A 20,969-nucleotide genomic window follows, 5' to 3' on the forward strand; every position below is an offset into this window, starting at 1 on the left:
GCAGACCGGGGGTCTTCCATGCCTTATCAGCCGTGCATATAGCGGCACGAGCCTATCGGCGCATAACCTTCTTGGCCAGTGCATTACCGATGAACTGAACCAGCTGGACCAGGATGATAATAATCGCCACAACGGCCCAGGTGATCTCGTCGTTGAAGCGCTGGTAGCCGTCCACAATCGCGATCTTACCCAGGCCACCGGCACCCACGTAACCGGCCATTGCAGACATATCCACCACGCCGATAACGAGGAAGGTGTAGCCCAGGATCAACGGGCCGAGCGCCTCGGGAATCATCACGGTGAACAGGATGGTCAGCTTCGAGGCGCCCATAGCGCGGGCCGCCTCAATCACGCCGGGATCGATGGAGACCATGTTCTGCTCCACGATGCGGGCGATAGCGAACGCAGCACCGAAGCTCATCGCAAAGACCGCGGCATTCACGCCCAGGCGGGTACCCACCACGGCGCTGGTCAGCGGGCCCAGGGCCGCAATCAGAATGATGAACGGAATCGGGCGAATGATGTTCACCAGAATATTCAGGACCGTGTACACGAAGCGGTTCTGGAAGATATTACCGGCGCGGGTGGTGTACAGCAGGGCACCCACAATCAGGCCGACCAGGCCGGCGCACAGCATGGTAATGGACACCATGTAGAAGGTGTCGCCGATAGCCGGAATAAGCTTCTCGGGCAGAAACTCGCCCCAGTCGGTCTTCGAAGCGGCCAGCGGAAGAGTAGTAGCAAACATTTAGCGCACCTCCTGCACGCGGGCAACGGTCTTCAGTTCGGCAACGGCGGCATCAATACTGGTGATTTCGCCGAGGAGTTCCAGGGTGAGGGTACCGTAGGCCTTGCCCTGCAGGGTCTCGATACCGCCGCCCACGATGTTGAAACGGACGTTGCGGGCACCCAGGTAGGACAGCACCTTGCCGAGCTCCTGATTGCCCTCCACGATTTCGACGTTGACCAGGTAGCCACGGTGCGATGCACGCAGATCCTCCGCCTCCTGGCCGGTGGGGGCCAGCTTGACGGTGGTCGCCACGAAGAGCTTCGCCACATCGGTCTGCGGGTTAGAGAAGACGTCGTAGACGGTTCCTTCTTCCACCACGCGGCCGGACTCCATGACCGCCACGCGGTCGGCGATGCTGGCCACGACATCCATCTCGTGGGTAATGACCACAACGGTGATACCCAGGTCGCGGTTCACGCGCTTGAGAAGGGCGAGCACCTCCTGGGTGGTTTCGGGGTCCAGGGCGCTGGTGGCCTCGTCAGCCAGCAGCAGCGAGGGGTTGGTCGCAAGCGCGCGGGCGATGCCCACACGCTGCTTCTGACCACCCGAAAGCTGGTTCGGGTAGTGGCCGGCGCGGTCGCTCAGACCCACGAATTCCAGCAACTCCAGGGCGCGTTCGCGGCGCTTGGCCTTGGGCCAACCGGCCACCTTGAGGGGGAACTCAACGTTACCGAGCACAGTGCGGGAGTTCATGAGGTTGAACTGCTGGAAAATCATGCCGATGTTCGTGCGGGCCTCACGCAGCTCGGAGTCGCGCTTGCCGGAGATTTCGAAATCGTCCACGATTAGCGTGCCGCTCGTGGTCTTTTCCAGGCCGTTGATGAGTCGCACCAGGGTGGACTTGCCGGCGCCGGAGTAGCCGATAATCGCGAAGATTTCACCGCGGTTGATGGTGAGGGAGACGTTGTCCACGGCGGGGACAGCCTTGGGGCCGTTACCGAAGACCTTGGACACGCCGTCCAGAATCACCATGGGCTGGGGGAGGCTTTCTACAACCTCTTCTAGCTGTTCACTCATAGTATTTGTATCCGTTAAATGTCGTGGTTGGGGCGCCGGGGAGGACTTGGCGCCGGTACGCAAAGGACGGTAAGCCCTTCTAACCCGCATCGGGTGCCCGGGCTTACCGCCTTACGTGTGCCTACGAGAGGCGTGTTGTCAGGAGATTACTTCTTGGCGCGCAGCTTGGCCTCTTCGTTGGCCAGGGACTGACGCAACTCGTCGGTGCTCACGTTGACCTCAACGGCGGTGCCGCGGGTCTCTTCCTGAACAGCGTCCATGACGGGCTTGGTGTGGAAGATTTCAACGATCTTCTTGTAGGTCTCGTCGTCAGCCTTGTCCTTCTGGGCGACGAAGAGGTTCACGTACTTGATGGCCGAGGGGTCGGTCTTGGGGTCGTCCTGAGCCAGTGCGTCCGAGGGCTTCAGGCCTGCGTCCTTGAGGAAGTCGTTGTTGACGACTGCACCGTCAGCGGACTCCATGCCAACCACGGTCTGGGTTGCGTCGACCGGGGTGACCTTCACCTTGGAGTTAGCGGTGTCCACGTCGTCGATGGTGGGGGCGTCTACGTCAGCGTTCTTGAAGGTAACCAGACCGTTGGTCTTCAGCAGCTTCAGCGCGCGTGCCTCGTTCACGGTGTCGTTCGGGATCACGATCTCGCCGCCCTGGGGGATGTCGGCCAGCTTGGTGTGCTTCTTGGAGAACAGAGCCATCGGGTAGATGACGGTCGGGCCCACGATCTGCAGGTCCTTGTTGGCGCTGACGTTGTAGTTCGACAGGTAGGCGATGTGCTGGAAGCGGTTCATGTCAATGTCACCGGCGTCCAGAGCGGGGTTCGGCTCGGTGTATGCGCTGAACTCCTTGAACTCAATGTCGATGCCCTGCTTCTTGGCTTCTTCCTTCAGGGTCTTGTTGAACTTCTCGGAGCCGACCACACCGATGGTGACCTTCTTCGAGGAGGAGGAAGAGGAGTTCGAGGTGGAACCGCAAGCGGCCATGCTGAAAATCATGGGGACGACTGCAAGAGCAGCGGCAAACTTCTTCACGGCTATGAATCTTTCTGTTGAATGATGACGTGCTTCACCGGGTACGGGCATAGAGCGCCGACAAGCCGATGCGAATGATGATGGGACAATTACAGCACGCACAGGGGCGGCGGTGGAAGTTAAGGGTCAATCATGAGACACAGAACGTCAAGCTCGTCATATTTCGTCATATTTCGTCACACGATGATTATTCGCCAATTCCACTCCCCCACCAGCCATCCGTCTGCGTCAACGCAAAGCGCCGGCCCGGGCCTAAAACCCGAGCCGGCGCTCATCGTACCCGCCCGTTACGGGCGGGCGGCAAACCAACCGACGCTACTGCTCAAAATCGCCCGAGGCAATCAGCTGCTCCCGCACCTTACGGCGCAGCACCTTGCCGAGCATCGAACGCGGCAGGTCGTCCACGACCACGATGCGGCGCGGCACCTTATAGCGAGTCACCTTCGAGTAGCAGTGTTCGCGCAGGGTGTGCTCCTCCACCACCCGGCCGGGGGCGGGAACCACCGCGGCCACGACCATCTCGCCGCCGCCGGGCAGCGGGATACCGACCACCGCCGCATCCGCGACCGTATCGTGCTGCTTGAGGGCGACCTCCACCTCGGTCGGGGAGACGTTGAAGCCGCCGGTGATAATGACCTCCTTGATGCGGTCCACAATCTGGATGAAGAAGTCCTCGTCCAGACGCACAATATCACCCGTGCGCAACCAGCCGTCGGGGGTGATGGTCTTCGCGGTCTCGTCTTCACGCTTCCAATAACCCATGAAGCGCTGGGGACCGCTGACCCACAGCTCACCCTCTTCGCCGAGAGGCACATCCGCACCCGTCTCCGGATCCACCACGCGAATATCAGTCGAGGGGAAGGGCACACCAATCGAGCCGGCGCGGCGGGTGTCGTTCAGCGGGTTGCAGGAGACCAGCGGCGCACACTCGGTCAGGCCGTAGCCCTCCACCATGAAACCGCCGGAGGCTTCCTCCCACTCGGCCACCAGTTCGGGCGGCAGGTTCATCGCGCCCGACACCGCGTAGCGGATACCCTCCAGGGACACGCCGCGCTTCTTCGCCTCATCCATCAGGCGGCGGTACACCGGTGGAACCGCAGGAAGAATCGTCGGACGGGTCTTCTTCATCGCCTTCAAAATCAGGTCCATGTCCACGGTCGGGAACAGCACCAGGCGGGCACGGCACAGCGACGCAATCGTCACGCCCAGGGTCATACCGTACGCGTGGAAGAGCGGCAAGACCGAGTAAATCACCTCGTCATCGCCCGGGTTAATCCACGCCTCACCCATGCGGCCGTTCGACTCCAGGTTGCGGTGCGTGAGCATCACGCCCTTGGGCAGACCCGTCGTGCCGGAGGTGTACTGCAGCAGCGCAATGTCGTGTGCCGTCGGGCGGCGATGCGCGGGATCAATACGCTCGCTCTTGAGCAGCTGCGACCATGGCACCGTGCCCGGGGCCGGGCCCGTCAGCTTCTCACGCGAGGCACGCGCGCTCTTGACGGGTAGCTTCAGCGCGGTGCGCATGAGGCGCGGCATCGCCGAAATCAGGTTCACCGAATAAATGTGGGTGGGGCGGATATCGGCCGGCATCTCGGTCACGTGCGAGGCAATCTTGTCCCACACAATCGCGACCTTCGCGCCGTGATCCTCAAACATGTGGCGCAGCTCGGCCCCCGTGTACAGCGGGTTATGCTCCACCACAATCGCGCCCAGGCGCAAAATCGCATAGAACGCCGCAATATGCTGAGGGCAGTTCGGCAAAATCAGCGCCACACGGTCACCCGCCTGCACACCCGCAACGCGCAGACCCTCCGCAGCACGCTCAATCTGGTCCCCCAGCTCAGCGTAGGTCGTGGTCGCGCCGAAGAACTCCAGGGCGACCTTCTGCGGGACGCTACGCACCGCCTCATCGATGAGGTGGCTCAGAGAGGTTTCGGGCAGTTCAATATCGCGCGCGGTCCATGGGGTATAGTTCTTCAGCCAGGGGCGGTGCGCCAGGGGGTTCTCACCGGATTCGGTAGCGGGTGCGCCGAACACCGCGGCGCGCGCGGGGGCAGCGTCCCCCGTGTTCGTGTTCTTCTGAGCCTCAGTCATGATTTCGATTGTGCCCGCCGACGACCCCTCGGCTCAACTTCCAGCGCCCTTCCAAGCCATCTTCACGGCAGGCTCCCAGCTAAGGGGACCCGTTCCACGACGCTCCCCGGGGTGCGCTCGGCGCAACTCTGGGATACTTAAACCATGAGTAAGCGACAGCAAGACATAACCGACGAGCAGTTCAAGCAGCTCCTCCGCGAAATTTCCAAACGATTCGCCATCGCCGGAGGAGTCGTCATTCTCATCGGACTGGCCATCATCGCCCTAGTCTACCTTCTGGGAGGAGCCCACTAATGCACACCCCGCAGCGCCCCACCGGCGCCGTCTTCAACCGCATGATTTCCGGTGCCGCCTACATGCCCGACGCCGAATGTGTGGCACAGACTAAGCGCATCCACGCCGCCACCGTCCTCGCGGAGGAGCACTACGCACGCGGCGAGCACGCCCAGGCCATGCACGTCTACCGCGAAAACCTCGGCCACCTGGGCGAGCACTCCCACATCCGCCCCGGTGCGCGCTTCGACTACGGCGTGAACACCTACATTGGCGACGGCTCCTTCTTCAACTTCGGCTGCGTATTCCTGGACGTCTGCCCGATCCGAATCGGCTCCACCGTGCTCGTCGGCAACAACGTGCAGTTCCTCACCCCCACCCACCCGCTCAACCCCGTCGACCGCGCCGCATACTGGGAGGGCGGCAAGCCCATCACCGTTGAGGACAACGTCTGGATCGGTGGCGGCGCCATCATCCTGGGCGGCGTGACCATCGGCAAGAACTCCGTCATCGGTGCGGGTACCGTCGTCACCAAGGATGTACCCGCAAACTCCGTCGTGGTCGGCAACCCCGGACGCGTAGTTCGCACCCTCGACGAGAACGAACGACCCGCACACCCCCACCCCTACTCCGCCGAATCCCTCGAAGAGGCCCGGGCCTTCCAGTCCGAGCACAGCGAGTAGGCTAAGACCCGCTCGGCCCGCGAGCCACCGCACACACCGGGTCGCCAGACGATCCCCGAACCCCGTTATCGGAAGCCATGAATACACAACACAACCAGCAGCCGGAGTCCCGCCCGGCGGCCAGCCAGCAGGCAAAGGGCAACGACAATTCCGCGCCCAGCGAGCAGGATCTGTGGGACGCGGCCTTCTCCTCCGACGACCCCACGGTCGTGCTGACCGCCGAGGACCTGCAGCAGGCCGCCTCACGCCGCGCCGAGTCGCGAACCACCGACGGGGAGGCGACCCGCGCCTTCCCCAGCCCCATCCCGGCTCCCAGCCCGCAGGATGACGCGGACACCTCGGACGGCGGGGAAAGCGCCTTCGGCTGGCTCAACACCCCCGGCTCGGGTAGCTCGGGTGGCGGCGCATCCGCGGGTTCCGCGCCCGAGCCGAGCGCCGCGTCTGCCCCGAGCGTGTCCGAGCGCCGCGGCGCGCAGGCCGCCAACGACCGCGGAACGGCACCCAGCGTTACCCCGCAGAACACCGCACCGCGCGCGCCGGAACAGCCCACCCAGCACGGGGGCTTCGCCGTCCCCGCGGGCCAACCCACCCAGCCCATCCTCCAGCCCGGCGAACCGGTACTCACCGCCGCCACCGCCCTGCAGATGCAGAAGGAACGGTACTCCCGCATGCACGTGCTCCCGGGCCTGCTCGGCTGGCTCGTGGCCATCACCCTCATGGACGGCGGCCGCTGGGGCATCGGCGCCTGGCTCACCTCTACCGGGCAGGAGCAGTCCCTCGAGTACCACGCCGTCATCGGACGACTACTCTCCGGGGAATCCTCCGTAGTTCCCGTGGCGGTCGCCCTGAGCGTCCTCATCTTTGGTGCCTACCTGGTCGGCGGATACGCCGCCGGACGCATGGCTCGATTCGCCGGCTCCAAGCAGGGTATTGCGGTGTGGCTGTGGCACCTCATGGGCCTCATTGTGGCTTCGCTGGCCACCTACCTGGTCCCGCAGATTTTCCCGAACGGCACCGCCGCGTTCTCCATGCAGCGGCTCATGAACGGGGATACCTCCAACGGCCTGCTGGCGATTATGCTCATCCTGGCGCTCAGCTTCCTGGGAGCCCTCATAGGCGGCGCCTGCGGGCAGATATACCACAGCCGCGTGGATAAGTACCCGAGCACCCGGGTGGAGCGCGAGGACGGCTAGCCTCCGAAGCACCGGACACCGCACCGATGCCGATACAAAACGCGAAGACCTCCGGCGCACGCTATGTGCGCCGGAGGTCTTCGCGTTGAGCGACCCTTCGGGGCCGTTTAGGTTATTGCCTAGTGATCCAGCAGCAGGGCCGGTTCCTCCAGGATGGCCGCCACATCGGCCATGAAGCGAGCCGAGAGGTCGCCGTCCACCACGCGGTGGTCGAACGAGCCGCCCAGGGTCGTCACCCAGCGAGGAATCACTTCGCCGTCGACCACCCACGGCTTCTGATTGATGGTACCGAAGGCCACAATCGCAACCTCACCCGGGTTGATAATCGGGGTACCGGTATCAATGCCCAGCGAACCGATATTCGTAATGGTCAGGGTGCCGTTCGCCATCTCTGCCGGCTGGGTCTTGCCCTCACGAGCGCGAGTAGTCAGGTTGTTCAGGGCAATCGCAAGCTCACGCAGGGAAAGCTCCTGGGCATCCTTGATGTTCGGGACCATCAGACCGCGCGGGGTGGCGGCCGCAATACCCAGATTCATGTAGTGCTTAATCTGGATCTCGCTATCGGTCCAGGTTGCGTTGACCTGCGGGTTACGCTCGGCGGCCCAAATCACCGCGGCGGCCAGAACCAGCAGCGGGGTGACCTTCACGCCCTCAAAGTGGCGGGACTTCTTCAGGCGCTTGACGAACTCCATGGTGCGGGATGCATCCACGTCCACGAAAATCGACACGTGCGGGGCGCTGAAGGCCGAGGCGACCATGGCCTTCGCGGTGGCCTTGCGCACGCCGCGCACCGGGATGCGCTCGATGCGGTCACCGGGGGTGGCTGCGGGCTGCCAGAACGGCTGGCGGGCGCCGCTATGCTGCACATCGCTCAGGTGCGCCACATAGTTCATGAGGTCCTGCTTGGTCACCTGGCCGCGGGCACCGGTGGCGGTCACGTGGGCCAGGTCGACGCCGAGCTCCTTAGCGGCCAAACGCACCGGAGGGGCTGCCAAGGTCGGGCGGTACGGAACCTGCTCGGGCGACAGAGCCTGCGCGGGTGCCGGGGTCTGGGCGGCGATGGGCTCGTGGGCCAGACGCTGAACCATCGAGTTCAGGGGGCTGTTCTCCACAAAGCGAGAGGCTCGCTCGGCCAGCTCGCTGAGCAGGCCCTGGTTGCGGTTCACCGGGTCGGAGGGGGTGTGTGCCACCGGTGCCTGGACTGCCGGCGCCGCGGGGGCTGCGGGGGCGGCAGGTGCAGGCTGGGTTGCGGAGGCGGGGCGCTTACGCGCGCGGCGCTTGACGGCGTCCGCCTTGGGTCCGGAGCCGACCAACGCGGTGCCGGATTCGGTCTCCTGCTGCGGTGCGGCGGGGGCGGCCGGGGCCGCGCCGTCGCCACCAGAGATGCGGATGATGGGGGTACCCACCTCGACGGTCTCACCCTCGGCGACCATCAGTTCTTCGACGGTACCGGCATAGGGCGAGGGCAGCTCGACCACGCTCTTGGCGGTCTCAATCTCGACCAGCACATCGTTGATGGCGACCTCGGTGCCGGTTGCGACCTTCCAGCTGAGGATTTCAGCCTCGGTCAGGCCTTCGCCCACGTCGGGAAGCGAAAAAATCTGGGACATATTTACCTCTCACTAGGGAATATACCCTACATGGAATATTATGGGCGGTCCTACCCGCCGCGGTGCGCCGCCGATAGCAGGCCGGCGGTACACCTCAGAACGAAGCGTCAAGAAACGGGGCGCGCATACCAACCCCGAAACCGTGCCTAGTAATCGAAAGCGCGATCAACCGCCTCCAGGATGCGGTCAATATCCGGCACGTACTCCTCCTCCACGCGGGAAACCGGGTACGGCATGTAGTAGCCACCCACGCGAATCACCGGGGCCTGCAGGCTGTAGAAGCAACGCTCCGTAATCGCGGACGCCAGTTCACCACCCATGCCACCGAAGGTGGGGGCCTCGTGGGCGATAATCAGTCGGCCGGTCTTCGCCACCGAGGCGGCCACGGTCGGCACATCCAGCGGAGAAATCGAGCGCAGATCAATCACTTCAATCGAGCGGCCGTCCTCAACCGCGGCCTCCGCGGCTGCCAGGGCCACCGGAACCAGCGGACCGTACGCAACAATCGTGGCGTCGGTACCCTCGCGCACGACCTTGGCGCTAAACGGGTCAAAGGAGGTGTCGCTAAAGTCCACGTCTCCCTTGAGCCAGTAGCGGCGCTTGGGCTCAAAGATAATGACCGGATCCGGGCACTCAATCGCCTTGCGGGTCATCCAGTAGGCCTCGTGCGGGCTCGAGGGGGTCACGATGCGCAGGCCGGCGGTGTGGGCGAACAGCGCCTCGGGCGACTCGGAGTGGTGCTCCACCGAGCCAATTACGCCGCCGTAGGGAATACGAATCGTCACCGGCACGATGTACTGCTTATCGGTGCGGTTGTGAATCTTCGCAAGCTGGCTCGTGATCTGGTTGAAGGCGGGGAAGACGAAGCCGTCGAACTGAATCTCGGGAACGGGGCGGTACCCGCGCAGCGCCATGCCGATGGAGCTACCGATAATGCCGGACTCCCCCAGCGGGCTATCCATGACGCGGCGGTTGCCGAAGCGGGCCTGCAAGCCCTCGGTTACGCGGTACACGCCGCCGAGCTTGCCGATATCCTCACCGAGCAGAACCACGGTGCGGTCAGCCTCCAGGGCGTCCTCCAGGCCGCGGGTAATGGCCTTGGCGAGGGTCAAACGCTCAATGTTTTCGCTCATCTTTACTCCTCTTCAAAGCCTGCATTGTAGGTGCGGTAGAATTCGCGGTCGTCCTCAACCTGCTGGTGTTCCTGGGCGTAGACGCGGTCGAAGAAGTGCTCAAAGTCGGCCACCTCGGCGGAAAGCACGGCGTCGCGCACGCCGGAGGCGACCTTCTGGGCAGACTCGGCAACCTCCTCGAAGAAGGCATCGTCGGCGTAGCCCTGCTCGCGCAGGTACTTCTCGAGGCGAATCATGGGGTCGCGGTGCAGCGGCCCCTCGAGGTCGGCCTCGGTGCGGTACTTCGTGGGGTCGTCGGCAGTGGTGTGCGGGCCCAGACGGTAGGTCTCGGCCTCGATGAGCACGGGTCCCTCGCCGGCACGAATCTTCTCCATGGCGTAACGGGTCACCGCGAGCACGCCCAGGATGTCGTTGCCGTCCACGCGCAGGCCCTCGAAGCCGTAACCGGCGGCTCGGGTCGAAATCGGCACGCGCGACTGCACCTCGAAGGGAACCGAGATGGCCCAGCGGTTGTTCTGCACGAAGAAGAGCACCGGGGCATCGTAGGAGGCCGCGAAGACCATGGATTCGTGAACGTCACCCTCGCTGGAGGAGCCGTCACCGAAGTAGACCGCGACGGCGGGCTTCTGAGCGTCGGTTGCGGGGTCGGTGGCCTGGCCCTGGCCGGTGGGGCGCTTGCCGGTTTCAGCCTCGATATCGGCATCGAAGTTCAGACCCATGGCGTAGCCGACGGCATGCAGGGTCTGGGCGGCTAGCACCTTGGTGTAGGTGTGGAAGTTGTGGGCCTTCATATCCCAACCGTGGGTGGTGGTGCCGCGGAAGATGGTAATCAGGTCGCGGAAATCCACACCGCGTGCCAGAGCGACGGCGTGCTCACGATAGGAGGGGAAGATGTAGTCGTTGGGGGCGTAGGCCAGCGCGGAACCGACCTGCGCGGCCTCCTGGCCTCGGCTAGGAACCCACAGGGCGAGCTGACCCTGGCGCTGCAGGGCGGTCGCCTCGTCGTCGAAGCGGCGGGTGGTGTACATGAGGCGGTAGGCCTCGCGCAGGATATCACCATCGACGTCTTTGACGTATCGACTGAAGGTGGGGTGTTCGTGGACGGTGCCGTTCTCATCCATGAGCTGGATGCGCTCGGGCACTCCCGGGTACTTGTCGTTCTCGTGCATCTAACCTCCACACGTGACGATGGCTTCGCCTGCGGGCTACCGGGGCCAAGCCTCATTCTCCACGAAAGGTGGAGGGTTGAGAGGCTGATTTACGGCCGGTGCACCATCAGGACTGGGCATATATACCTACCAGTTTACTATTTCGGGCTCTCGGCAATAACGTGCACGCTCGGAACACGCCTGGAACACCGCGTATTGCACCCCGTCATTCAGCATATGAGCAGGCGAAAACCAGCAGCGCTACCAATTGCGTTTAATGGCCAAAGGAACCCTCCTATATATTCGATAATCAGAATATATAGGAGGGTTCCTTCATCTTCATCCGCTCAGGACCGCTATACGATTCAAGCTTATCCAGCGATGTTGAGCGAGATTAGCCCTCCTGCGCGAAGAGCTCGCACAGGGACAGGAAACGGTCGTTTGCCTCGATCTCGCCAATACTCACGCGCACGCCCTCGGACCCGAAGGCACGCACCGAGAGAGCATTCCGGTTCATGAGGTCAACGAACTCGCCGGTCCGCTCCCCCAGGGGCAGCCACACAAAGTTTGCGTAGGTGCCCGGGAATTCGTAGCCCAGTTCGCGTAGACGGGCCGTGACGCGCTCACGCTCGGCCACAATGTGACTGACCCGCGCCATGACGGCCTCCTGGTGCTCGATGGAGGCGACGGCGGCCCGCTCGGCCAGGGCGGACACGGCAAAGGGCGTCGCGGCAACCCGCAGGTGGCGGGTAATCTGCGGATGCGAAATCGAGTAGCCCACGCGCAAACCCGCCAGGCCCTGCGCCTTGGAGAAAGTGCGCAGAATGATGACGTTCGGGTAGTCACGGTAGATATCCAGGCCGTTCAACGGAGGCTCTTCCCCCTCCGGGATGGAGGAGGCCGCGCAGAACTCGAAGTAGGCCTCGTCGATGACCACGGGAACGGTAGCCGGCACCTTCGCGAGGAAGGAGCGAATCTGGCTCTCGGTCACGGCGGGACCGGTCGGGTTATTGGGGGTGCACACCAGAATCAGGCGGGTGCGGTCGGTGACGGCCGCGGCCATAGCGTCCAGGTCGTGCGCGCCGTCGGGCAGGTTCGGCACCTGCACGCTACGAGCGCCCATGATGCCAACCAGAATGGGGTAAGCCTCGAAGGAACGCCACGCGTAGATGACCTCGTCCTGCACACCGTCGGCGTTAACGCCCGCGAAGGTTTTGAGAATCTGGTTGAGCGCGCCGAGGCTGCCGGCGCCGGTCACGATATCCTCGGCATCCACGCCCAGCTGCCCGGCGAGGGCGGTGCGCAGGGCGGTTGAGAGGGGGTCGGGATAGCGGTGCACCGCATCGAATTCGGCCAGCACGCGCGCCACCTCGGGCACGGGGCCCAGCGGGTTCTCGTTAGAGGAAAGCTTGTACCGGGTCAGGCCATCGACGGGAACGGGAGGCTTGCCCGCGGCATAGCTGGGCAGGGTATCGAAGACGGGGCGGACCGGGATGCTGGTGGGTTCTTCTGAGTGGCTCATAGCTTTAGTATGTGCCCGCGAGCGCCGCGGAGCCAGTGCCACCGGGGTGAAGACCAGCATGGGGACAGGACGAGCCATCCCCATGCCGGTCTCCGCCACCTCACCGGCCGGGCTCCCCACTAGGCAAATACCGGCTCCCGCTCAACGGTGACGGCGCGCCGAGGCTCCGGTGCGGGGTGTATCAACCCCGGGTCGATCTCCTCGGGAGGAATCGGCGTGCGGAACCCCGGGTCGATGTCCTCGGCCGGCGCCACGGGCATGGGAACAGGCTTCAGCTCTGGTAGGTCGGGGGTAAGCGATTCCCCGCCATCGTAGTCCCCGCCCTGTCGGGGCCCGAGGAATGTGCCCGCAAACGCAGAACCAATTTTAGGGAGTGGCAGGTCATCGATGGTTGGCTGATTAATAACCTTTCCGATGTTTGCCTGTGAGCCTGCGGGCTCTGGTAGAAGGTCCGGCGGGAGCAAATCTGCCGGGGGTGGTGGACCCTCCGGCTCGACTCGAGCGGGCAACTTGATGGTGGCAGGCTCCGGGCCGCTCAGGTCCGCCGGCAAGTTGATGGCGGGCGGAACATTCTGCGGGTCGTATCCCTGCAGGGGAGGTGTTTTGGGCGTCTGAGGTGCAGGCATCTCGGGCCAGGTCGGCTTCGGGCTCCCCGGCTCCTGCGACGGTTTAGGGCCCGGGTGAGGGAGACGTCGTTCGGCGCTCTCCCACGTATCTTGGGCTGCTTTTTGGATTCGTTCCCCCTTATCTTTGGCGTCCTGAACGCCCTTAACCATGCCACCTGTTCCATGTTCAATCGTTTCGTCTACACCCTTCTCGTCAAACCTAACTCCCGATTTGTAGGCCTGACGCGAGTAGATTCCGATACGTGAGATCGTTACGTCCCTTCGCTCAGCTAGGCTGTATCCATCCGGCATAGCAGAACCCGAGGTAACCTTCTGCTCCCCCAGCACGTATTCCTTACCATCCATCGCCGCACGGATGCCCCCGGGTACCGTGTTGCTATACCCTTCGCGGTCTAGGGCTTCTCGGTATTTCTCGCCATGGTGTACAGAGTTCTGAACGGTGATTGATGTATCACGGTCGTCAGGACGCCAACCCCCCTCAGGCCTCACCGCGCTATCCGGAACGATATCGCCTTCGCCTTCCACATAGTCCACGGCGAAGTCTCGGCGTTTGGCGGGCAAACCTCGTAGCGGAGCACCTTGGGCGTAGATACCGACGATGTTGATTTCTTTGGCGACCTCGAAACTATTAGCCATGTTGTAGGCAATCATGGCTCCCTGGCTAAACCCTTCCAGGTACACGCGGGCCCCCTGCGGCGCACCGGCATCACGCAAAGCCTGCAGAACCATCCGATAGGCGGGGTTCTTCGTGGTATCTTCACCTAACGTTTCACGTATAGCGCCCGCAGGGTCCATGGGAGAGCCGCCCCAGGAGTCAAAGTTAGTCCCCGGAATACTCACCACGTACAGGGCGTAGGCGGGGTCACCCTCGTGGCCTTCTTCGTACATGACGGTGACCATCACGGCGCCGCGTTCGCCCTTCGTCGGGTCCTGCTGAGAACGCTCGAATTCCTGGTCCTGAGCCTTGGCGGCCGCCTGCAACCGTTCCGAGCTGGAGCCTACAGAAAGCTGATTTTTCTCTCCCCGGTGCGCCGCGACCCCGTACTCATCAGCCGAAGCGGTACGCACGTTGTGTGCCGCGTTGCCCACGTCCCGCCACGTATTCGCCTTCTCCACCGATAGCTTGGCCTTCCCAATAAATTTCTCAATGATTTTCGCGGGGATTCCGGTGATCCTGGACAGCCGTCCAGCCACTCGCCGGCGGGCAATCTCGGGGTTGAGTCGGGCGTCAAGATAGGCTGTCGCTCCGAAAAGTACCGCCGCGACGAGGGGTGAATAGGGCATCGCTATTGATGCGCTATAGTACCCGAGCTCGGGCAGCGCCAGCCGGATAAGGTACCGGACCTCGCCGGGGTCGCCGGCGAGGGCGCCGCGAATGTGGGTTCGCACCGTCAGCCCGTCAGGGAGCTTACCGTCCTGGGCGATACCGAGCGATTCGAACCAGCCGGCTACCATGTTCTCGACCTGCAAGTAGGCGCTGTGGGCGAGGCGCACGGCCACCGCCGTGGCCACCAGATCGGCGGCACTTTGGCCCATCCCGGCGGCCAACATGGTGCACTGGCCGCTGGCCAGACGGGCGCGCGCGTTGACCCCGAGAAAGAGCATCGTCTCTGCGCCAATGCTCGAGATGGGCACCGGACGTTCAGCGCAGCGCTGGCTGGCGTGGGCGAGGGAATCGGCGATGGCGGGCATCTCTTCCAGTGTGACGGTGATGGTCGCCCCTGTGGGGGCCGAGCCGCTCCCCTCGATGGGAAGGGCGTACGTTGCGTTGGTCATGGGTTCTCCTAGATGGGTTCTCCTAGCGACGACTAGCGGTGAGCAGCGGTCTAATAGCCGGTTTGGCGGGTAACGAGCGCGTTGAGCCCCTCGGGGAGGCTGACGTGCATGAGGGAGTCAAGCTCGTGTTGCGCGGACCCCGCGTGGCGGGCCACGAGGTCCTCCAGTTTTCCGGGGTCGAGGATATCGGCGGCGGTATCCGCGAGGGACCCGAGAAGGCTGTCGAGGGCACCGGCCGCGGCGGTAACGGCCTGGGCTTTGGCGGTCAGTTCGGCGGCGAGCTCTTCGGCGGCGGCGGCAATATCGACCGCCGCGTTCTCGGCAATCTGTGCCCTGTCTCGAATACTGTCGCGGTGCCTTTCGAGCTGTCTGCGGAAGGCGCGGCCCGCTTCCGAGGCCCAGTGCTCTGTTCCGAGCTCGCCGGTGCGCGCGTAGACCCCCTGTATCTCGTGGGCTTCGGCGCGCATGCGTGCGGAAAGCTCGGCACCCTTGGTGCGGGCCAGGGCGGCTGCCGCGAGGAGCGAGGCGGCGAACGCGCGTCCGGCCGCGGAGCCGATGCCCAGGTGCCCGGCGGCACGTAGAATATCCGCGGTGCTGGGCGGGTTGGGGGTTCCCGGAGGCGCAGATGGCGGTGTGGAATCGACGAAGGTGGGCACGGCGCGTCCTTTCGGAGGAGCCGGTTACGGATACCGGCTTAGCGGGTGGACTTTGGTTCCAGCCTATGGGCGGGCCGGCGTTGCTCCCCCCGGCTTTTAGCCGCCTGTGGATAGCGACCCCACAAAACGAAAAATCCGCACGGATTTGAGCTGCAGAACCCGCAAAATGCTTTATCCACAGCTTCCGCCGCCGTCATATTTCCGCGCAAAGATTGCCTCGAAGCCACTCCGAAACCGCTTCGGAACCGAAAAAGCGCCCACCCGTTGGAGTCGGCGCGCCCGCGGCGAGCGCCGCCCGGACCATCCCCGACACTACCCGGACCGCAGTCTGGGCCTTCGCTCAAACCACTATCCAGAGCACCCTCCAACCGCCCACCGCCCCGCACCCCGCCCGCATTTTCCGGCGATCCATGCGAAAATGGAGTTATGTCTCACACCAATAACACCATCCTGCCTTCTGGCCGTATCGATTTGGGCACCGGCGAACTTGCTCTGGGCCCCCTGGACGGACGCTACGCATCCGTCACCGCACCCCTGACGAACTACCTTTCTGAGGCGGCCCTGAACCGTGACCGCATCCACGTTGAGGTCGAGTGGTTCATCTACCTGTGCGAGCACAAGGTGCTGCCGGGTCTGTCCCCGTTGAGCGAGGAGCAGAAGAAGGGCTTGCGCGCCATCGTGACCGATTTCAACGCCGAATCCGTGGCCGAGCTGGCCGAGATTGAGGCCGTGACCGTTCACGACGTAAAGGCCGTCGAGTACTACATCGGTCGCCGTCTGAAGGGTCTGGGCCTGGACCACCTGGTGCCGCTGGTTCACTTCGGCTGCACCTCCGAAGACATCAACAACCTCTCCTACGCCCTGGGCATCAAGGATGCCGTGCAGAACGTGTGGATCCCCGCAGCCGAGGAGCTGATTGAGGTTCTGCTGAACCTGGCCGAGGAGGGCCGCGAGGTTCCCATGCTCTCGCGCACCCACGGTCAGCCCGCAACCCCGACCACCCTGGGCAAGGAGATGGGCGTGCTCGCCTACCGCTTGAAGCGCCAGGTCAAGCACGTGAAGGCCACCGAGTTCCTCGGCAAGATTAACGGTGCGACCGGCACCTATGCCGCGCACTACGCCTCAGTGCCCACCGCCGATTGGCAGAAGATTTCTCGCGGTTTCGTTGAGCACCTGGGCCTGACCTGGAACCCGCTGACCACTCAGATCGAGTCGCACGACTGGCAGGCCGAGCTGTACTCGGATATCGCGCACTTCAACCGTGTGCTGCACAACCTCTGCACCGATGTGTGGAGCTACATTTCGATTGGTTTCTTCCGTCAGATTCCGGTGGCTGGTGCGACCGGTTCGTCGACTATGCCGCACAAGGTGAACCCGATTCGCTTTGAGAATGCGGAGGCTAACCTGGAGCTCTCTAACGCTCTGCTGGATTCGCTGGGTTCGACCCTGGTGACTTCTCGTTGGCAGCGTGACCTGACTGACTCCTCGGCGCAGCGCAATATTGGTGTGGCGTTTGGTCACTCGGTGCTGGCTATCTCCAATGTGGTGAAGGGCCTTGAGCGTCTGGATATTGCGACCGAGGTTATTTCCGCTGATCTGGATGCGAACTGGGAGGTTCTGGCTGAGGCGATCCAGATGGTGATGCGCGCTGAGGCTATCGCAGGTGTTCCCGGCATGGAGAACCCGTACGAGCGCCTGAAGGAGCTGACTCGCGGTCACCGCGTGGATGCCGCTCGCCTGAAGGAGTTCGTGGCTACGCTGGGCCTGTCCCCCGAGGCTGAGGCGCGTCTGTCGGCGCTGACTCCGCACACCTATAACGGTATTGCGGCTCAGCTGCTGGACCATGCGAAGAACGCTTAGTCCGTAGCAAAGATATAAACAAAAGACCCCGGGTCCCTGCATTCAGGGATTCGGGGTCTTTAGCGTGTTGGGTCTTCGCTATGTTCCGGTTTTATGACCGGCGAGGATTTTAGCGGCCGAGCATGCGGTGGTGACCGGTTTCGGTGTCGTTGCCCTTGTCGCGGGTGAAGACCTTGCCTACAGCCTTACCTGCGTCCTTGACGCCCTTGAGCAGGGAGCCAGCCACGCCGGAGGAGCCGTCCGAACCTTCGCCGCCCTGTACGCGCGGTGCACGCGGGGTAATCATGAGCTCTGCGGGGAAGTAGGCGGGCGCGTCGCCGAAGGCTCGGCGGGTGTTGCGCACGACGTCCTTGCCGAGGGTCAGGTTCGCGCCACCGCCAACGACTGCGCCCACGCCGAAGGGCAGGGCACGGCCGAGCAGTGCACCGGTCTGGCGGGTGAGGAAGCGGCGGATGAACATGTTTCGGATGGTACGTTCGACGCTGAACATCTTGCCGCTGGAGGAGTTGCCGAGCAGCATGCCCCACTTGTTGGAGATGCCGCCTGCCTTACCGGTCTGCAGCAGCACGGTGTTCATGAGCTGGGAGCCTTCTTCGCCGAGCATGATTGCCATGACCATGGAGCGGGCGGTTTCGGGGTCGTGTACGTGCACGCCGTGCAGTTCTGCGACTGCCTGGGCGTAGAGTGCGGTGCGTTCGAGGTAGCCGCCGACTGCGAGCGCGGACAGGCTCATGGAGGTGACGGTGCCGACGCCGGGCACGAATGCGGATGCGCCGGTGACGCCGCCGATGGCGGTGATGTCACGCAGGTAGGTGCGGTCGAGGCGCTTGTGGATTTGTTCGGGGGTTTCGTCGGGGTGTGCTTCACGCAGTTTTTTGACGATGGACAGCGCGAGCGGTCGTTGCATGCGCAGTACGTTGTCGAGGGTGGTGGTCAGTGCGGGACGGGGGTTGCCGTCTTCATCGAATAGAGACTTCTTCGGGTCAAGCATGCTCTCAGTAAATCACGGCTTGGTGAATTTTTCCTGAACGGGCGGGCCTTCCGGCGGGCTGGAAGAGCCTTGTTCACCGAGGGCTTGAGTTCACCGAGGGCTTGAGCGCGGTCGTCCGGCCGGGTGCGGCGGCGCTTCTGAAATCGCTTCCCATTCATTTGCGCCCTTTTTTAAACCGCGTAAAATTGTCCTAGGTTACACACTATTCATTGTCTGCATAATGCGTGACCCGTTTCACGGCGATTCGGGTTGGGCTGTACCGCCGATACTTGCTTACGCTTCATGCTGTAAAGGATTACCATGACTTCTTCCGCCAGCACGCCCGCGGCTGCGCGTTCTCCCCTGGCCACTCAGGGGCTGGGTGTCGCCTACGCGACCGGCGCGATTATTTCCGCGCAATTCGGTTCAGCCCTCGCGAAGCAGCTCATGGGTGATTTGGGGCCCTGGGGTGTGGTGGCGCTACGTCTGCTGACTTCCACCATCCTGTTGTACGTGTTCTTCCGCCCGAATATTCTCGCGTGGACGCGCGCGCAGTGGACCGCGGTCATCGTGCTGGGCGTGGCCCTTACCGGCGCGAACGCCTTCTTCTACGTGGCGATTGAGCAGGTTCCGCTGGCGATTGCCGTGGCGATCGAGTTTATGGGCCCGCTGGTGTTGGCGACCGTTATGTCCCGCCGCAAGCTGGACCTGGTATGGATTGCCCTGTCCTTTAGCGGCATGGCGATTCTGACGGCCGAATCACAGGCCAAGCCTGAGGACTTTGCCCTGGTGGGCGTGTTTTTCGCGGTACTAACGGCGATTTCGCGTGCCGCCTACATCCTGGCGACAGAGAAGGTGGGCGCGCTCATCCCGGGTATGGGCGGCATGGTCATGGGTAACGTTGTCTCTACCCTGCTGGTTCTGCCGTTCCCGTTCCTTATTAGCGGCAACAACCTGCTGAAGGTCACCCAGGATGTGAACCTGCTGGCTATTGGCTGTTTGATGGGCCTGCTGGCTTCGGCCATCCCGGCCCTGGGCGAGGTCTCTTCCCTGCGCCTGCTGCCGGCGCACATCTACAGTGTGGTGCTTTCGCTGGAACCGGCGATTGCCGCGCTGGTGGGCGTCATTATGCTGGCCGAGCCGACGGATGCGGTTCGCTGGCTGGCCATCTCGCTGCTGGTGCTGGCGAGTATCGGCATCTCCATTTCGCACGCCCGCGCCCAAAAATGGGCCCAGGAACGCGGTGATAGCGAGGAGATGGATCGCTACCTCCCCGGCGCGGTGGATGCGCACGCGGTGGATATCGCACAGATGGCGACCAGTTCCATTACGCTTCCATCGGCCGAGCAGATTAGGGCCGACCGCGAGGCGAAGGGTCTCTAGGTAGCCGTAGAGAGCCCAGCTGAATATTGCGCTGGAGAGCATGTCTCTTCTTTCTCGCACCCCCGGGTAGCACGTAGGATAGTATCTCGTGCCCCGGGGGTGCGCTATTTAAGCTCGTACCCTGCCCCCCCCCCGCCCATTCGAGAACCCGCACAAGCACCGCCGATTTACGAGGCACCCCGAGGAGAGCCATGCAGCATACCGCGCACCAACGCCCTGCCCTAGGCATCATGTTTGTTTTGATGTCCTGCTCGTCGCTACAGTTCGGCGCGGCCTTCGCGGTGACGCTCTTCCCGCTGTTCGGCGCGCTTGCCGTGAGTGTGAGCCGTCTGGCGATTGCTTCCATTGTGGTGGGTGGCGCCGTGTGGCTGGCTGCTCGTTGGCGTGCCCGCCGCGGCGATACGATGCCTCCGGGCCCGCTGTCCTGGTCGAAGGAGCAGTGGCGTGCTGTCATCATTTTCGGTTTAACGTTCGGCATGATGAACGGCTTCTTCTACTGCGCGATTGACCGTATCCCCATCGGTCTGGCGGTGGCGGTGGAGTTTTTGGGCCCGCTCGCGCTGGCGTCCCTGCTGACTCGCAGACTCCGCGACGCGGTGTGGGTCCTCTGCGCTCTGGCGGGCATGCTGGTGCTCGGCTACGAGGCGGCGGTCGGTAGGGACACCGATTACCTGGGTCTGACGTTCGCGCTGATTGCCGGCGTGTTCTGGGCGCTGTATATTCGCTCGAGCGCGAAGGTGGGTGCACTGGTTCCGGGTGCGAGCGGTCTGGCGGTGGCGATGCTTGTCGGTGCCGCGTTTATTGCCCCGGTGGCGGCAGTTGTTCCGGCACCTCAGCCGATTTGGAATGCGGCGCAGGATCCGATGCTGCTCCTCATGATTTTTGGTACCGCAATGTTCGCTTCGGTGATTCCCTATAGTGCGGAGCTGATGGCTCTGCGTAACCTGCCGCAGCAGGTGTTTAGCGTGCTGATGAGCATGGAGCCCGCTATTGCGGCGATTGCCGGTTGGGCGCTGCTGAACCAGGAGACCGGCCCGATTCGTTGGCTGGCGATCTGTCTGCTGATGACCGCGAGTGTGGGCATTACGCTGACCACCACTCAGGGCGGTTCCCCCAAGCCGAAGGATGAGGGCGAGGAACCCGTTCCCGTGCCGCTGCCCGAATAGGCCCCGCCCGCGGGCGACGGCCCGGAGTCGCCGGTGCACGGCAT

At 63.5% G+C, this 20,969-nt stretch carries 17 protein-coding genes; 6 read left to right on the forward strand and 11 right to left on the reverse strand.

The window, feature by feature from the left end; translation table 11 throughout:
• Positions 1 to 52: 52 nt before the first annotated feature.
• From HMPREF2874_RS08625 to HMPREF2874_RS08640, 4 genes are all read right to left on the reverse strand, one after another.
• The gene (locus tag HMPREF2874_RS08625) at positions 53 to 748 is read right to left on the reverse strand and encodes a methionine ABC transporter permease (RefSeq protein WP_005504487.1); all 696 of its coding nucleotides are present in this window, start codon (positions 746 to 748) and stop codon (positions 53 to 55) included.
• Positions 749 to 1,807 carry a methionine ABC transporter ATP-binding protein gene (locus HMPREF2874_RS08630; protein ID WP_070483456.1) on the reverse strand — a complete coding sequence of 353 codons (1,059 nt, stop codon included), beginning with the start codon at positions 1,805 to 1,807 and terminating at the stop codon, positions 749 to 751.
• A gap of 146 nt (positions 1,808 to 1,953) precedes the next feature.
• Positions 1,954 to 2,832, reverse strand: coding sequence for a MetQ/NlpA family ABC transporter substrate-binding protein (locus HMPREF2874_RS08635; RefSeq protein ID WP_070649971.1), 879 nt, complete (start codon positions 2,830 to 2,832; stop codon positions 1,954 to 1,956).
• Between the two features lie 315 nt (positions 2,833 to 3,147).
• On the reverse strand, positions 3,148 to 4,926 hold the full coding sequence (locus HMPREF2874_RS08640) for a long-chain-fatty-acid--CoA ligase (protein WP_080974903.1): 1,779 nt from the start codon (positions 4,924 to 4,926) through the stop codon (positions 3,148 to 3,150).
• Positions 4,927 to 5,070: 144 nt separating this feature from the next.
• Here HMPREF2874_RS08640 and HMPREF2874_RS09340 point away from each other — a divergent pair, with 144 nt between their 5' ends.
• The 3 genes from HMPREF2874_RS09340 to HMPREF2874_RS08650 all read left to right on the forward strand — a co-directional run bounded on the left by HMPREF2874_RS09340 (position 5,071) and on the right by HMPREF2874_RS08650 (position 7,075).
• Positions 5,071 to 5,220, forward strand: a complete 150-nt coding sequence (locus tag HMPREF2874_RS09340) for a hypothetical protein (RefSeq protein WP_168162477.1) — start codon at positions 5,071 to 5,073, stop codon at positions 5,218 to 5,220.
• Positions 5,220 to 5,882 (forward strand): sugar O-acetyltransferase, encoded by a 663-nt coding sequence (locus tag HMPREF2874_RS08645; RefSeq protein WP_070649972.1) that lies wholly within the window; start codon positions 5,220 to 5,222, stop codon positions 5,880 to 5,882. Before HMPREF2874_RS09340 ends, HMPREF2874_RS08645 begins: the two co-directional genes overlap by 1 nt.
• A 77-nt stretch (positions 5,883 to 5,959) precedes the next feature.
• The gene (locus HMPREF2874_RS08650; protein WP_070649973.1) at positions 5,960 to 7,075 is read left to right on the forward strand and encodes a hypothetical protein; all 1,116 of its coding nucleotides are present in this window, start codon (positions 5,960 to 5,962) and stop codon (positions 7,073 to 7,075) included.
• 119 nt (positions 7,076 to 7,194) lie between these two features.
• On the opposite strand, the gene HMPREF2874_RS08655 is transcribed toward HMPREF2874_RS08650, so the two are convergent.
• The 6 genes from HMPREF2874_RS08655 to HMPREF2874_RS08680 all read right to left on the reverse strand — a co-directional run bounded on the left by HMPREF2874_RS08655 (position 7,195) and on the right by HMPREF2874_RS08680 (position 15,546).
• Positions 7,195 to 8,685: a dihydrolipoamide acetyltransferase family protein gene (locus HMPREF2874_RS08655; RefSeq protein ID WP_070649974.1), complete on the reverse strand. Its 1,491-nt coding sequence runs from the start codon at positions 8,683 to 8,685 to the stop codon at positions 7,195 to 7,197.
• 146 nt (positions 8,686 to 8,831) lie between these two features.
• Complete coding sequence (locus HMPREF2874_RS08660; RefSeq protein ID WP_070649975.1) at positions 8,832 to 9,818, reverse strand: alpha-ketoacid dehydrogenase subunit beta; 987 nt, start codon at positions 9,816 to 9,818, stop codon at positions 8,832 to 8,834.
• Positions 9,819 to 9,820: 2 nt separating this feature from the next.
• Positions 9,821 to 10,987 carry a thiamine pyrophosphate-dependent enzyme gene (locus tag HMPREF2874_RS08665; RefSeq protein WP_070649976.1) on the reverse strand — a complete coding sequence of 389 codons (1,167 nt, stop codon included), beginning with the start codon at positions 10,985 to 10,987 and terminating at the stop codon, positions 9,821 to 9,823.
• 373 nt (positions 10,988 to 11,360) lie between these two features.
• The gene (locus HMPREF2874_RS08670; RefSeq protein ID WP_070649977.1) at positions 11,361 to 12,488 is read right to left on the reverse strand and encodes a histidinol-phosphate transaminase; all 1,128 of its coding nucleotides are present in this window, start codon (positions 12,486 to 12,488) and stop codon (positions 11,361 to 11,363) included.
• A gap of 119 nt (positions 12,489 to 12,607) precedes the next feature.
• Positions 12,608 to 14,890 carry an extensin gene (locus tag HMPREF2874_RS08675; RefSeq protein WP_070649978.1) on the reverse strand — a complete coding sequence of 761 codons (2,283 nt, stop codon included), beginning with the start codon at positions 14,888 to 14,890 and terminating at the stop codon, positions 12,608 to 12,610.
• A 50-nt stretch (positions 14,891 to 14,940) separates the two neighbouring features.
• Positions 14,941 to 15,546 (reverse strand): ABC transporter substrate-binding protein, encoded by a 606-nt coding sequence (locus HMPREF2874_RS08680; RefSeq protein ID WP_070649979.1) that lies wholly within the window; start codon positions 15,544 to 15,546, stop codon positions 14,941 to 14,943.
• Between the two features lie 426 nt (positions 15,547 to 15,972).
• Here HMPREF2874_RS08680 and purB point away from each other — a divergent pair, with 426 nt between their 5' ends.
• Complete coding sequence (gene purB, locus HMPREF2874_RS08685) at positions 15,973 to 17,406, forward strand: adenylosuccinate lyase (RefSeq protein ID WP_070649980.1); 1,434 nt, start codon at positions 15,973 to 15,975, stop codon at positions 17,404 to 17,406.
• A 109-nt stretch (positions 17,407 to 17,515) separates the two neighbouring features.
• Here purB and HMPREF2874_RS08690 read toward each other — a convergent pair whose 3' ends face one another.
• Positions 17,516 to 18,397 (reverse strand): di- and tripeptidase, encoded by an 882-nt coding sequence (locus HMPREF2874_RS08690; protein WP_070542142.1) that lies wholly within the window; start codon positions 18,395 to 18,397, stop codon positions 17,516 to 17,518.
• Between the two features lie 300 nt (positions 18,398 to 18,697).
• On the opposite strand from HMPREF2874_RS08690, the gene HMPREF2874_RS08695 reads away from it, so the two are divergent.
• The gene (locus HMPREF2874_RS08695; protein ID WP_070649981.1) at positions 18,698 to 19,759 is read left to right on the forward strand and encodes an EamA family transporter; all 1,062 of its coding nucleotides are present in this window, start codon (positions 18,698 to 18,700) and stop codon (positions 19,757 to 19,759) included.
• A gap of 230 nt (positions 19,760 to 19,989) precedes the next feature.
• Complete coding sequence (locus HMPREF2874_RS08700) at positions 19,990 to 20,925, forward strand: EamA family transporter (protein WP_246823804.1); 936 nt, start codon at positions 19,990 to 19,992, stop codon at positions 20,923 to 20,925.
• The last annotated feature ends 44 nt before the right edge of the window (positions 20,926 to 20,969 follow it).

It is taken from the genome of Rothia sp. HMSC068F09 (assembly GCF_001812775.1).
Taxonomy (GTDB): domain Bacteria; phylum Actinomycetota; class Actinomycetes; order Actinomycetales; family Micrococcaceae; genus Rothia; species Rothia mucilaginosa_A.

Excerpts from the sequence above, each read along its gene's own strand:
- HMPREF2874_RS08645 (WP_070649972.1), top strand. The coding sequence starts at position 5,220 with ATGCACACCCCGCAGCGCCCCACCGGCGCCGTCTTCAACCGCATGATT.
- HMPREF2874_RS09340 (WP_168162477.1), top strand. The coding sequence starts at position 5,071 with ATGAGTAAGCGACAGCAAGACATAACCGACGAGCAGTTCAAGCAGCTC.
- HMPREF2874_RS08690 (WP_070542142.1), bottom strand. The coding sequence starts at position 18,397 with ATGCTTGACCCGAAGAAGTCTCTATTCGATGAAGACGGCAACCCCCGT.
- HMPREF2874_RS08660 (WP_070649975.1), bottom strand. The coding sequence starts at position 9,818 with ATGAGCGAAAACATTGAGCGTTTGACCCTCGCCAAGGCCATTACCCGC.
- HMPREF2874_RS08700 (WP_246823804.1), top strand. The coding sequence starts at position 19,990 with ATGTTTGTTTTGATGTCCTGCTCGTCGCTACAGTTCGGCGCGGCCTTC.
- HMPREF2874_RS08695 (WP_070649981.1), top strand. The coding sequence starts at position 18,698 with ATGACTTCTTCCGCCAGCACGCCCGCGGCTGCGCGTTCTCCCCTGGCC.
- HMPREF2874_RS08665 (WP_070649976.1), bottom strand. The coding sequence starts at position 10,987 with ATGCACGAGAACGACAAGTACCCGGGAGTGCCCGAGCGCATCCAGCTC.
- HMPREF2874_RS08655 (WP_070649974.1), bottom strand. The coding sequence starts at position 8,685 with ATGTCCCAGATTTTTTCGCTTCCCGACGTGGGCGAAGGCCTGACCGAG.
- HMPREF2874_RS08640 (WP_080974903.1), bottom strand. The coding sequence starts at position 4,926 with ATGACTGAGGCTCAGAAGAACACGAACACGGGGGACGCTGCCCCCGCG.
- purB (WP_070649980.1), top strand. The coding sequence starts at position 15,973 with ATGTCTCACACCAATAACACCATCCTGCCTTCTGGCCGTATCGATTTG.
- HMPREF2874_RS08650 (WP_070649973.1), top strand. The coding sequence starts at position 5,960 with ATGAATACACAACACAACCAGCAGCCGGAGTCCCGCCCGGCGGCCAGC.
- HMPREF2874_RS08625 (WP_005504487.1), bottom strand. The coding sequence starts at position 748 with ATGTTTGCTACTACTCTTCCGCTGGCCGCTTCGAAGACCGACTGGGGC.
- HMPREF2874_RS08675 (WP_070649978.1), bottom strand. The coding sequence starts at position 14,890 with ATGACCAACGCAACGTACGCCCTTCCCATCGAGGGGAGCGGCTCGGCC.
- HMPREF2874_RS08630 (WP_070483456.1), bottom strand. The coding sequence starts at position 1,807 with ATGAGTGAACAGCTAGAAGAGGTTGTAGAAAGCCTCCCCCAGCCCATG.
- HMPREF2874_RS08670 (WP_070649977.1), bottom strand. The coding sequence starts at position 12,488 with ATGAGCCACTCAGAAGAACCCACCAGCATCCCGGTCCGCCCCGTCTTC.